Genomic DNA, 13,209 nt, shown 5'->3' on the forward strand with positions numbered 1-13,209 from the left:
TTTTTGAGGAACGGTAGTTTCCTCTTGAATGGTGAGTGGTAGTATAGTTTGTTCCATGTTATAATTTTCTGTAGTAATCTTTGGATTGCTCATAAATAATCGTCCTTTCGTAAATGGTGTGTGGTAACTTCATTTTACTAAAAAGGGCGATTTTTTTGTGCATAAATTTCATAAAAAAAGGGTTGCCCTAAAAGTCATTTTCCTGACTTTTGGGACAGCCCCTTTTTTAATTGTTATTTTCTTTATCTTTGTTTTTGTTTTTGTCTTTTTCTGGGTCAGGAGCGGGCTCAGGAGTATCCGCAGGTTTATCCTCATCAACTTTTCCTGGATCCTCATCTTCGATATCCTCATCGTCTTTGGTGGCATCATCATTGCCATTACCATTACCGTTACCGTTTCCATTGTTCCCATTGTTATCTGTGTTGCCCTGGTCTGGGTTTTTATCTTTCTCTTCGTCTTCATTACCCTCGTCTTCAGTAGGAGTATCTTGTTCCAGATCCTCATCTTCGGCTGGCTCTTCAATATCTTCCTCTTCCTCAGGCTCTTCTTCAATAACGCTAGGAATCTCTACTGTAGCACCAGCAGGGTCGCTTCGTTGATTATCAACGATGGCTACGACAGAAAAAGTATATTTACTTCCCGGTGTAGGGTTTGGAATGGTTAAACTAGTATCCTTCGATTTTTTGAGAACACTTTTTGAGCCGCCGTCAACAGACATTTGGACTTCAAATTGTGGATCTCCATCACTATGAGACCATGAAAGCTGAATTTCATTGCTTTCCTGATTATAAGACGCACTGACACTAGGTGTATCTATTTTCTCATATTCTGTGGTAACTTGTGTTGGCTCGTGGCCTTTAACATAGTATTCATAACTGATTCTATCACTTGGAGTGTATTGATTGGCTTTCACTACAGGATTCGACCCTTTAATGACACCAACTTTTGCAACACTGCTCGGCTGTTCAAAGTCTTTCGTTGTTTTTGATTGGGCCATGTGTTCCATCAAATTCTTAAAGATGAATTTTGGTATTCTTTGAGAAGAATCGCCTAGGTATTCCATCTTTTTGCCTGCACTATTATCATAACCCGCCCATATGGCAACGGTATAGTTAGTCGTGTAACCAGCCATCCAGCTGTCCTTTACCCCTGAAGCAGGTATGTTGTTTGCTGCACGTTGTGCGGGCGTGAAGTTAGTGGAACCAGTCTTACCAGCGACTGGAAGCCCAGGTATGTTGGCCAATCTACCTGTTCCGTAACTTTCTGTCATGACGCTTTTCAGCATATCCGTGACAATGAAAGCCGTGGAATCTTTCATAACAGGTTTTGTTTCTGTTTTGTTCTTGATGGTTGTTTTATCACGTAATACAATTTTCTTGACGGTATGTGGTTCGTTATAAATCCCGCCATTACCAAAGGCCCCATATGCTCCGGCAAGTTCTAGAGTAGAAACATCTGTGCCACCGCCAATTGAAGCGGATTCGTTGATTTCCTTATCTTTATCAAAAGGAATGCCAAGGTCGATTGCAAAATCACGTGCTCGTTCTTTGCCGACTTCTTGGAATGTTTTCAAGGCCGGTATGTTCAATGATCTTGCGAGAGCTTCTCGAATAGGAACCGTTCCATAATGAGTACCTGATGCATTTTTGAGGGGAGTTCCATCAAAGTAGGTATACTCCTCATCTTTAATAGGTTGATAGGTTGACCAGTTTAAATATTCGACAGCTGGACCATAATCTAAGATAGGTTTGATTGTCGACCCTGGTGAACGCTTAGCATCTGTTGCATAGTTCCACCCGCGTTTGACGTTCGTGTTCCTGCCACCGCCAACGGCTTTAATTTCGCCTGTTTGCGTATCAAGCAAAGTAACACCGGCTTGTAGATCTTCACTTGGATAACTAACGATATCATTACTATTCAACATTTTATAAACGTATTCTTGGGCGTCTTTATCAATGGTCGTTTGGATTTCCAGACCATCTGTAAACACATTATAGTCACCCATATTTCCGACTTCTTCTATTACCAAATCTATGAAGGCATCATAAGCAGTCGTATCGATTTGGTTTTTATCGACCTCTTGAAGTCCGGCTGTTATTTTAACGTTTTGTGCCTTTTTCATTTCCTGTTCGCTAATATATCCATGTTTATTCATGAGATGAAGTACAATATCGCGACGTTCTTTTGCCCGTTCTGGATATTTATATGGATCATAGCGACTTGGGCTTTGCGGTAACCCGACAAGCATGGCCACTTCGTTAAGGTCCAATTTATCCAAGTCTTTCCCGTAATATGTTTGCGAAGCCGTCAGAATCCCGTTTGCACGATTGGCAAAGAAAATTTTGTTCACATACATTTCCAGTATTTCTTGTTTTGTATATTTTCTTTCTAGCTGTATGGCCAGCCACATTTCTTGGACTTTCCTTTTAATCGTTTTATCAGGTGTTAAATAAGAGCGTTTGATAACCTGTTGGGTTAAAGTACTAGCACCTTCTGAACCAAAGCCATTTTTGACATTGGCGAGGACTGCGCTGCCTAAACGAAGGAAGTCAACCCCATGGTGGGAATAAAAACGGGAATCTTCTGTTGCCAGGAATGCGTCTTCGACTAGTTCAGGTATATCTTCATAATTGACAAAGTCACGATTCTCAGTGCCGACCTCTCCAAGTAATTTACCTTCTTCATCAAGGATCTTCGAGGTAACGGGGTCTTTTAAAAGGCTTTCGTCGAGCTTTGGAGCATCACTGATAAAGTAAGCTAATGTAGCTCCTCCAGCAACTAAACAAATAATTCCAATTGTAACGAGAATGAGAAAAACTCGCTTAAGCATGTTCGTGGGTTTTTTCGGCCCTTTTTTTGGTGCCTTCTTCTGTGCCTGACCCTGCTTTCTACGTTCTTCTCTTGTATTATATTTTTCAGCCATTACAGCTAACCTGCCTTTCTAGAAAAAAACTAAAAATTTTCTGCGATAAGTAAATCTACTACTTTAATATAGTCAATTCTCGGTTGAAAGCCAAGCGCAATCTTCTTTGAACTGGTCTTGACCTCTTCAAGGGTAATGGATTTGCGTCCACCGTCTTTCATCCGATTCCAATACAACACCAGTTGTTCGGAGCTCATTAAGTATATACTATCCGTCGCAGAAAAGCGGATAATAACAAATGCAATTCCATCATGCTGAACGATTTGCTTCATATGTTCAACTTGGTGTTCGTGAAAATTCTTGAGAGGGAAAGAGTTCCTATTTTTTGTTTCCTTGGCCTCAAAATCAATATATCTACCTTTATAGACCCCATTGTAATCCGTGGTCGATGCTTGCTTGAAGTAAGCTTCTTTAATAACGGCAGCACTTCTTTTAGGATAGTGGACATCCACAATTTGTACGGGTGTCGGCTTTTTATGTATGACAGCAATCCCGTGCGCTAAATAATACTGATTGGTTTCATTCAAATCATCCTCTAATGTTTTTCCACGATTACTGTAACTGAACTTCTTTAGTGGACTTTTCCTTTCTTTCATGGGCTGCGGTACGAACTTTCGTCCGTTGGGATAATTGAATGCCACTTTTACCCCTCCTTTTTTTTCACCTATCTATATTAGCAAAAAAAGAATCCAAAATGTGAATAAAAAGAATTGTTTCTTAGAACGATAGGATTTAACAATTGAAAAATGTCATAATTCCTGGAAGTGGTGGTTCTTATGTATCAGATTACAAGCATGGAAAAGCAATTGTTATCTATTATAAAAGGTCAAACTGCTAAATGGAACAAAGATAATATATCCAGAACCCAAGCTTATGAAAAATTCTTCCTGCTTCATCCTGAAATAAAATGGTCCTTTCTAGCAGGGATGGTTTCCCGTAATGCAGGTTGGAATATGTGTGATCTTAAAGGGGTCTGGTATTCGCAATTATTAGGTTCTAAATATAAACGTCAGTTATTCCTTGCTTACGAAGAAGCGAATTGGCGGATTTTTGAGGATGCCTATCCGCAGTTACTCATCTATCATTATTCGACGAAATTTAAGCGCCCTTTGTTTCACTTATGTCCATATTTTTTTATTACTGATTTCATCATAAATGAGTGGTACTCTTTTTGGGAGGATGGAAATCAAGAAAGATTAATCACCGCCCTTATTATAAATGAACAGAATATCATTGAACCCATCATAAAAAAGCGATCTCTCGTATTTCATTCCATCTTATTTTTTCTACAGGATTGTATGCATTTTAGCTCCGTATTATTTCCCACATGTAAAGGGGTGTTATATGGCGCATCCGTTTCTCATTTTTGGAATCTAGATGAAAGAATCGAATTGGGGAAAAGGTTGGCTGATCTTCTTTTTAGGAAAGAGCTTTTTCCATTATTTTTGGAATTCGCCAGTCGAACGGAGCCGACCGGATCGAGGTTTGATTATGAACAGTACAGAAAGATACCCAGGCTACATGAAACGCCGATGCTGCGTATGGTTTATCCAATCATCGATCATCATCCCATTCTCCCGGAGAAATGGTGTATAAAGAAAAGATTAAAAAAAGAATGGTTTTTCGAACCGCAGTGGAAAGAAAATCCTCTTTTGACCGATTGGTTCGATCGTAAACAAAAACAATTGCATACGGTCATCTTGCTCAAAAAGCTGGTCTTGAAAAAGAAGTAGGGAAGGCGATGTTTCCGCCTTCCCTGATGTGTGGTCATACCCCTATTCGTTTAGGTAGAGGGTTTGTTTTCACCACTAAGTTTTGGATTACCTTTTCCTGCCTTTTCTGCCGGCGGCTTTTGTCGTTTTTCGTTTTTTTGCTGTCTGCTTTCATTCGACTGCAAATAAATCACCTCCTGCTTGTATTCTTGTTTAAAATGGCCAGCTTCATTCGCTCCATATTGTCGAAGGCCCCTATAAATTAAGAAAATTACACTTTCTTTGCCGATTCCCTTCTAGTTTTGTCAACCTAGAAGGGCTTTTTATTTAAAAAAAGAATAGTAACAGGTATAGAAATGGGAGGGGTCAGCATGATCAATAAAAGTGTAGCAACAGAAGAAATTTTAAGTATGATAGCTGAAATCAGTACCAGTCTGGATCAATTGGAAAATGCTTATGGTGAGACCATGAATACGTCTCGTTGTAAGCTATGGGCGGAGCAGCACAATTTAGTGGATGACGCACAGGAAGCGATGGAGAAAGCCGGGGATTTCTTGGTTGAGACAGAAGAAATAAGCCGACCTTATCCCGTTAAATCAATAAAATCAATGGTGGTACCCAAAATTTTAGCGGAAGTATAAAGTGTATAAGTATGAGTCGCTAGAATTTCATTTTTTCGTCAATTCGATTATACTGTTGGAAACATGCTACGGAGGAATTCATCGTGCAAAAAGAGAAACTTCAAAAATTAACCGAACAATTAATACATTACGTAAGTCAAGCGAATGAAATTTATGAAAGTGTTCGAAAGGAAGGAATAGAAAAAGACTTCTTTACGGAGGTCAAGCCGTTTGCCGATCAAGTCCAAGCAAATTGTGCGGAATGGGAGCATGGAATAAAAGAGTGGATGAAAGAAACGCCATTCAAACATCTATTTCCTGAACAAATCGAACAAACGGCCAATAACCTTTCGGATGTCGCGGTTCAGGCATTCTTTCCGAAGACCAGCTATAAACGGTTTAAAAGCCATGTTCAATCCATTGAGTATATCCTTCACAATGTGAAATCAGAAGTGGACAGATTACTATCATGATCTTCCAAACACTAAAATCCTCTTTTTTCATATAATAATGGAACCATGTCAGGAAAAAAGAGGAGACGCATAGAACATGATGAGATCGGATTATAATCCTGTCTTCCCTAATCAAGAGCAGTACCCGCAATCCATGCCTGAATACTGGGGGGGATATCAGCAACCAATGCCGTACCCTCAGCAGTCACCCATTCAGGACCCGAATATGCACCATTATTCTCCCCAGTATAATGGAGGCTTGGTGCCACCCTATCAAGACCCATACCAGCAACCTGCCTTTCCATCCTACCAACCGGTGCCACAACAGGCCATGAATACAGGGGCGGCCCCGGGCAGTAGTGTAATGCAGCCAATGCCACCGAATCAGACAATGCCACCTATTCAACCTATGTATCCCAATCAACAAATGCCTGTCAATCAATACATGCCAAAACAAACTCAAGGCTTCAACCCTTTTGATAACCCGCTACAGCCGACGAAACGACCTCCGCAAATGCAACAACAAGTTTATAACCCATATCCAAAACAACAATTCATGCAAAAGCAGCAGCCTTCGGGAATTAAGTCTGTCATGAACCAATTTAAAACACAGGACGGATCGATGGATATTACAAAAATGATGAATACGGCTGGACAAATGATGAATACGGTCTCTCAAGTTTCTTCGATGGTCAAGGGAGTAGGGGGGTTCTTCAAAGTTTAGATGGGTAAAATAAAAAAGTAGACGTAAAAGTGACCCAGCCACTTTTTACGTCTACTTAAGTTTGCCCTAATTCAATCGTTGATCTCAATTCGATTCCCTTTCACTTTAGGCAGATTAAGCGTTAGGATGCCATCGCGATGCCTAGCCCTTACATTTTGTTCATCGATTGGTTTTAAAAAGGAAATGGTTTTTGTTAACTGACTAGATGATTGCGTATTTTGAATGAAGCCTGGGGGTTGGCGAAACTTTTCCCCTACTTTGGACTTCGTGGAGATGGTCACGGATTGTGGCAATAAATCGATGGAAATTTGGCTCCTGGGAATACCGGGCAAGCTTGCGGTAAGGATATATTCCGAATTTGTTTCATCAAGGTAGATGGGGAAAGTTTGTTCTTTAGCTGAGCCAAAGAATCCGTCCAGGGACTGTAGCATGCCTCTGGCGGGCCTTTCAGAGAACAAACGATCCATTTTGTTAATGAAGTGGGTAAAAGGTTCTTTTCTTTCTTGGGGTTGATCATTCTTTTCAAAAGGGGTCATCACGGTCCTCCTATCTAAAAAACTCCTTTGCCTATAGGCTATGTAGAGGCTAAAGATGTGTGAATGGACATAAGTGGTTTAGATATAGACCCACGGGGAATAACAATATTAAACATAATCTTGGGGATGGGGGATTGAAGATGACTGGAAGCGGTAATTTATCATACATAGATCGAGGCGAAGGAAAAGATACACTATTGTTAATTCATGGATTTTGCGGGAGCCATGAATATTGGCAGAAGCTAATTCCAAACTTGCAGAAAAAGTATAGAGTCATTGCGGTCGACCTGCGTGGCCATGGAGCAAGCGAATCGAATGTAACATCTTTTTCTATTGAAGATATGGCTGAGGATATTGCACTCTTTTTAGAAGACCAGGATATCGAGCAGGTATATTTATTCGGGCATTCTCTAGGAGGCTATATAACTTTGGCCTTTGCTGAGAAGTTCCCGGAAAAATTGAACGGATTCTCACTTATTCATTCTACTGCTTTTCCGGATGATGAGGGAGGGAAGGAAGGGCGCATGAAGGCAGTTGAAAAAATTGAGGCTGATGGTATGCCGCCTTTCATTGATGGACTCATCCCTAAGTTATTTGCGGATTCCAATGACCCTCAAATCGAGCAGGTTAAGAGGATTGGATATCAAACGAGGGAAACAGCGGCAATTGGATCGTTACATGCTATGAGAAATAGAAAAGATAAAAATTACGTCTTACAGGATACCAAGCTACCAGTCCTTTTGGTCGCAGGTGAAAAGGATAAAGTCATCGCCCCGGAAAAGACCTTTTCCATAAAGGGTAAGAATATAAAAGAGGTAGTCCTAGAAGGATGCGGCCATATGGGAATGCTTGAAGACCCTGAAAGGCTTACGAGTGAAATTGAACATTTCATTGAAGAAGTCAAATAGTAGAAGGTGAAAATTTTATCAATTGGTGAAAGCTAAAATTACACTAACTATGGACCTAAGCAGTTTTAGGTCTTTTTTTGTTTGGCAGTATATCCCAACTGGTCAACCAAACGTTTATTCGGTAAACTATTATGTACAAAGAGGTGACTAGTATGATTGGAAAGAAATCACTTTCGGAATTAATAAAAGAATTAAGGGAAAATGAAAATATAATTAATTGGCATGAAATTGAACCGCGGGAAGCGAAGACGAGACCGTTGCCTTCCAGCGTTGACGATAGAATTAAAAATGCTTTGCAAAAAAGAGGGATTGGTGACCTGTATAGCCATCAATACACAGCATATGAAACATTGAGGAAAGGAGAAAATATTGTAGCCGTAACACCTACGGCTTCGGGAAAAACACTATGTTATAACCTTCCAGTGTTACAATCCATTGCAGAAAATGGGGAAAACCGTGCGTTGTATATTTTCCCGACTAAAGCTCTAGCCCAAGATCAGAAAAGCGAACTGAACGAGATAATCAGTGAAATGGGGATAGACATCAAAAGCTACACCTACGATGGGGATACTTCGCCTGCCATTCGCCAGGTGGTGAGAAAAGCTGGTCATATCGTGATTACAAACCCGGATATGTTGCATTCGGCCATTTTACCGCATCATACAAAGTGGGTGAGTCTCTTTGAAAATCTCAAGTATGTCGTCATTGATGAACTCCATACATATAGGGGCGTGTTTGGAAGCCATGTTGCCAATGTCATTAGAAGGTTGAAACGAATCTGTAAATTTTATGGAAGTAATCCGATCTTTATATGTACATCCGCTACAATCGCCAACCCGAAAGAATTGGCGGAGCAGCTAACTGGTAATCCCATGCGCTTAATAGATGATAACGGAGCGCCTAGCGGTAGAAAACACTTCGTTTTTTATAATCCGCCAATTGTTAATAAGCCCTTGAACATCAGGAAAAGTGCAACTGTAGAGGTTAACAACCTAGCAAAGGAATTCTTGAAGAATAAAATCCAGACCATCGTTTTTGCTCGTAGCCGAGTTAGAGTGGAAATCATATTAAGTCATTTGCAGGACCTCGTGAAAGGTCAAATCGGGTCGAAATCCATTAGGGGCTATCGCGGAGGATATCTCCCAAAACAAAGAAGGGAAATAGAACGGGGCTTAAGGGAAGGCGATATTCTAGGTGTTGTCAGTACGAACGCTTTAGAATTGGGAGTGGATATAGGGCAGTTACAGGTATGTGTCATGACAGGATACCCGGGAAGTGTGGCGAGTACATGGCAACAGGCTGGGAGAGCAGGGAGAAGGCATGGGGAAGCTTTGATACTGATGGTGGCAAGTTCTACCCCCATAGATCAGTACATTGTACAAAATCCAGAATACTTTTTTGACCGTTCTCCTGAATCGGCCCGTATTAATCCGGAAAACTTAATTATCCTGGTTGACCATTTAAAGTGTGCCGCTTACGAACTCCCTTTTAAGGAAAATGAAGAATTTGGTCCCTTGGATGTGAAAGAAATTTTGGAGTATCTAGTGGAAGAAAGGGTTATTCACCAAAATGGTGATACATTCTACTGGGCCAATCAATCTTTCCCGGCTGGAAATATCAGTTTACGGTCTGCGTCCCAAGAAAATGTCGTTATAGTCGATCAATCAGAAACGGCAAATGTAAAAATAATCGGGGAAATGGATAGGTTTAGCGCTATGACACTCCTACATGATGAGGCAATTTATTTACATGAAGGAGTCCAGTATCAAGTTGAAAAACTAGATTGGGAACATAAAAAGGCATATGTGCGGGAAGTGGACGTGGAATATTACACAGATGCAAACTTAGCCGTACAGCTAAAAGTACTGGAAATAGATAAAACGGTCAATACGAGGGAATCGTCAATCAATTATGGCGATGTTACCATAAATATCTTACCAAGCATCTTTAAAAAGATAAAACTAACGACATTTGAAAACATAGGGTCAGGTCCCATTTACTTACCAGAGGAAGAACTGCATACTAGCGCAACTTGGTTGGAAATAAAAGAAGTTGATTCAACACTTGGCGAAAAAACACTGGAGCAGCTCCTACAAGGGGTTGCTAATGTTTTGGGACACGTAGTTCCCATTCTTGTTATGTGCGATAGGAATGATATCCATGTCGTTGCCCAAATAAAAGCGGCACATACCCAGCTACCCACTATATTTATGTACGATCATTATCCAGGTGGAATAGGGCTAGCTGAAGATGTTTATAAGCGTTTTGACCAGGTGAAAGAGGCAGCGAAGAATCTTATAAGAAAATGCCCATGCAAAGATGGGTGCCCTTCATGTATAGGGACTGAAATAGAAGGGGTACGTGCCAAAAAGAGAAGTGTGGAGTTGCTAGACCAATTTTAGTTGAAAGAAAGAACGAGTTAATTTTAAAGCTCTCCGGATGTTGAACCTGTATTTTCGGTAAAACAATTCAATGGCCGGATTACATGAATAGAGGTGTAGCTTTTTGTCATTGAAAAATAAACTGAATCGCATGAAGCCCCATATGAACCATGAAACACAAGATAGACAACCACTGATAAAGGAATGCGACGACATGGTGAAAACTGACATTCCATTTCTTGAAAAGTGGCTTGGAAATGACACGAGTGCCTACCATTTTGATGGAGATTATTGCTTCGTCCGTGAAGTTCGTTATCCCTTGGAACATAAACATGGTTTGTATTCGTTCCTGGAGTTGAAGGGGATAGTAAAGGCATGGAATCAATCTTCTGTAGAGCACCCCTTGTCTGCTAAAGGGATTAAGGGCGAAGATCTCTTTTTCTTTGATACGGAAACGACAGGACTAGGTGGTGGGGCAGGCAACACCATCTTTTTACTGGGTTACGCTTATTTTGAAGGGGATGAAGTCGTCGTCAAACAGCATATCCTGCCCCAGCCTGGTAGCGAGGTCCCGCTTTACCAAAGCTTTCTTGAGAACATCAATTATGAAACACTTGTTACGTATAATGGAAAGGCATTTGACTGGCCACAGTTAAAAACAAGGCATACCTTGATAAAGGAACATGTCCCGAAGCTTCCGGAATTCGGTCACTTTGATTTATATCATGCTTCAAGACGGCTCTGGAAAGATAAATTAGAACGAGTGAAATTATCTGCAGTGGAAACGGACATTTTAGGGTTTGAACGCGAAGATGATATCCCAGGGTACTTGGCACCAATGATTTATTTCGATTTTGTTGAACGGAAGAATCCGGACATTCTTTTTGGCATCATGAAACATAATGAATTGGATATTTTATCGCTAATCACCTTGTATATTCACTTGTCCCGAAAAATCCTACAAATGGACGGATATACGGAAGAATCATTGGAGATTGCCCGTTGGTTCGCCTACTTAGGGAAAAAGGAAGACTCTGTGGAGGCGTATGAAAAAATAAGGGAAGTCGGAAATGAGGAAGACCGGATCTCGGCAGGTCATGCAATAGCTTTTCAGAAAAAGAAACAAGGGAAATATGACGAGGCACTTACAATCTGGAAGGAAGTAGCGTTAAATGGGATACCTCTGATGAGGATTCAGGCTCAGATAGAATGCTCAAAAATTTTGGAGCACCAATCCAAGAATCCCGCTGCTGCCCTTACTTGCACCAAGAAGGCATATCAAGAAATGCTGGAAATGGGCAATGGGAATAGGCTGAACTTGGAGAAAAAACTTTTGGAATTAGAAAAAAGGATGTTGCGGCTTGAAAGGAAAAATAGACTCCTACAATAAAAGCTCTAATGATTAATAAATAACTACCAATTGCCAAATTATTCTTGTGATAAAAATGTAGTAAACAAGTATTGTAGCCTCAAGTCATAATGTGTAAAATGATAGTCGTCGAGGATGAATGTAGAAACATCCATCCGTTCAATAAATTTAATAGTGAAAGCGGAGCGAAGAAATGTATAAAACCACATTATTTCTATTTTTTGTTGTCCTATGTTTGACGATTGTTTTATTTACATCATTAAAAGATAGTTTTTATTCTTTTTTATAAAAAGCACGAGGTAAAGCTGCCCACATAAGATGAAACGTAGTTTGAATTTTCCTTGATTATTGGATTAATTGATATAAATAGGTTATTTCATCAGTACACGTCTACCCTTTTTTTCATAGTCTGTAATGGTAAGGCAAAACTTATCTTGATGAAAGGGGACGAATTATATATGTATTTTCGTAATTGTGGGGGATATCACTCAAATGTAATGGGAGCACACTCCAATGTAATGGGGGCACAATCCAATGTAATGGGAGCACACTCAAATGTAATGGGGGCACAATCCAATGTGATGGGAGCAAAATCCAATGTAATGGGGGCACAATCCAATGTGATGGGAGCGCAACACTATCCGACTGCTGTTTCTCCAGTACATGGTCAAACCCAGGCTCTTCCTACGCAAACGGCACCGGCACAAGTATCTCCTACTCAGCAATACGTAAACACAAATGTATCTAATACAGTGATTCCTGTTATTCACCCATCTCATACAACAACGGTTAATAAACATTGCAACACATATAAACACTATTTCCCGCATACTCAATCTGTAGTGAACGAGTGTTACACTCAAAACTTGATTTGTGGTATGCCGCCAGTCAATCCTTGCTGCCCACCTAGGCAATTTGGATACTGAAAAAATTAAGGGCCTAATAAGCCCTTATTTTTCTTACATAATGTCTGAAAGGGGGAGTGGTCTTTAGATGAAGGTTTTGTATCTAACTGGTTATAAAGCATTTGAATTAGGGATATTTAAAAATGATCATGAAGGCGTACAATACATAAAAAAAGCGATTAGGCAACGGCTCATTCCCTTAGTCGAGGATGGACTTGAATGGGTGATCATTTCCGGTCAGTTAGGATCGGAGCTATGGGGGGCTGAGGTGGTATTCGAGGTGAATGAGGAGTACCCTTCCTTAAAATTGGGTGTGCTTACTCCTTTTTTGAATCAGGAAGAGTCATGGAATGAGACGAATCAGGATTTCTACCGTTCCATTTTGACACGTGCCGACTTTGTCGAATCAATTTTCAAGAAGCCTTATGAAGGACCACAGCAGTTGAAAGTTAAAAATCGTTACATGGTCAAGAAAAGTGATGCCATGTTGATTGTTTTCGATCCTGAAAAGGAAGGATCTGCAAAATATCCATATTATGAAGCCATGAAAAAAGCGGAATCCCTAGCCTATCCCATTTACCAGATTAGCTTTGACGATTTGCAGCAAGTAGCGGAAGAGGATAACTGGGCTAACGATTAAACCATAAAGCAATAAATCATGGACTAAATGTTGTTTCCA

Annotated in this window: 12 protein-coding genes; 9 read left to right on the forward strand and 3 right to left on the reverse strand. The window is 40.4% G+C overall.

Features of this window, described 5'->3' with window-relative positions:
• Positions 1 to 226 precede the first annotated feature (226 nt).
• Both ACIQXU_RS08045 and recU read right to left on the reverse strand, forming a co-directional pair.
• Entirely contained in the window at positions 227 to 2,923 is a 2,697-nt protein-coding gene (locus tag ACIQXU_RS08045; RefSeq protein WP_402988047.1) for a PBP1A family penicillin-binding protein, read from the reverse strand.
• 29 nt (positions 2,924 to 2,952) lie between these two features.
• Positions 2,953 to 3,564: a Holliday junction resolvase RecU gene (recU, locus tag ACIQXU_RS08050; RefSeq protein ID WP_402869109.1), complete on the reverse strand. Its 612-nt coding sequence runs from the start codon at positions 3,562 to 3,564 to the stop codon at positions 2,953 to 2,955.
• 135 nt (positions 3,565 to 3,699) lie between these two features.
• On the opposite strand from recU, the gene ACIQXU_RS08055 reads away from it, so the two are divergent.
• From ACIQXU_RS08055 to ACIQXU_RS08070, 4 genes are all read left to right on the forward strand, one after another.
• The gene (locus ACIQXU_RS08055; protein WP_402988051.1) at positions 3,700 to 4,656 is read left to right on the forward strand and encodes a DUF2515 family protein; all 957 of its coding nucleotides are present in this window, start codon (positions 3,700 to 3,702) and stop codon (positions 4,654 to 4,656) included.
• Positions 4,657 to 5,006: 350 nt separating this feature from the next.
• Positions 5,007 to 5,276: a hypothetical protein gene (locus tag ACIQXU_RS08060; protein WP_402988055.1), complete on the forward strand. Its 270-nt coding sequence runs from the start codon at positions 5,007 to 5,009 to the stop codon at positions 5,274 to 5,276.
• Between the two features lie 83 nt (positions 5,277 to 5,359).
• Positions 5,360 to 5,728 (forward strand): YppE family protein, encoded by a 369-nt coding sequence (locus ACIQXU_RS08065; RefSeq protein ID WP_402956741.1) that lies wholly within the window; start codon positions 5,360 to 5,362, stop codon positions 5,726 to 5,728.
• Between the two features lie 76 nt (positions 5,729 to 5,804).
• Entirely contained in the window at positions 5,805 to 6,431 is a 627-nt protein-coding gene (locus ACIQXU_RS08070) for a YppG family protein (RefSeq protein ID WP_402988058.1), read from the forward strand.
• A 71-nt stretch (positions 6,432 to 6,502) separates the two neighbouring features.
• On the opposite strand, the gene ACIQXU_RS08075 is transcribed toward ACIQXU_RS08070, so the two are convergent.
• Entirely contained in the window at positions 6,503 to 6,967 is a 465-nt protein-coding gene (locus tag ACIQXU_RS08075) for an Hsp20/alpha crystallin family protein (RefSeq protein ID WP_402869100.1), read from the reverse strand.
• A gap of 140 nt (positions 6,968 to 7,107) precedes the next feature.
• On the opposite strand from ACIQXU_RS08075, the gene ACIQXU_RS08080 reads away from it, so the two are divergent.
• The 5 genes from ACIQXU_RS08080 to ACIQXU_RS08100 all read left to right on the forward strand — a co-directional run bounded on the left by ACIQXU_RS08080 (position 7,108) and on the right by ACIQXU_RS08100 (position 13,170).
• Entirely contained in the window at positions 7,108 to 7,875 is a 768-nt protein-coding gene (locus ACIQXU_RS08080) for an alpha/beta fold hydrolase (protein WP_402988063.1), read from the forward strand.
• Between the two features lie 155 nt (positions 7,876 to 8,030).
• A complete protein-coding gene (locus tag ACIQXU_RS08085) occupies positions 8,031 to 10,277 on the forward strand; it encodes a DEAD/DEAH box helicase (protein WP_402869871.1) in 2,247 nt (748 codons plus the stop codon).
• Positions 10,278 to 10,380: 103 nt separating this feature from the next.
• Entirely contained in the window at positions 10,381 to 11,646 is a 1,266-nt protein-coding gene (locus tag ACIQXU_RS08090) for a ribonuclease H-like domain-containing protein (protein ID WP_402988066.1), read from the forward strand.
• Positions 11,647 to 12,083: 437 nt separating this feature from the next.
• Positions 12,084 to 12,551 carry a CotD family spore coat protein gene (locus tag ACIQXU_RS08095; RefSeq protein ID WP_402988068.1) on the forward strand — a complete coding sequence of 156 codons (468 nt, stop codon included), beginning with the start codon at positions 12,084 to 12,086 and terminating at the stop codon, positions 12,549 to 12,551.
• A 67-nt stretch (positions 12,552 to 12,618) separates the two neighbouring features.
• Positions 12,619 to 13,170, forward strand: coding sequence for an SLOG family protein (locus ACIQXU_RS08100; protein WP_402988070.1), 552 nt, complete (start codon positions 12,619 to 12,621; stop codon positions 13,168 to 13,170).
• Positions 13,171 to 13,209: the final 39 nt, after the last annotated feature.

This window comes from Peribacillus sp. NPDC097284, assembly GCF_044761765.1.
Classification (GTDB): Bacteria; Bacillota; Bacilli; order Bacillales; family DSM-1321; genus Peribacillus.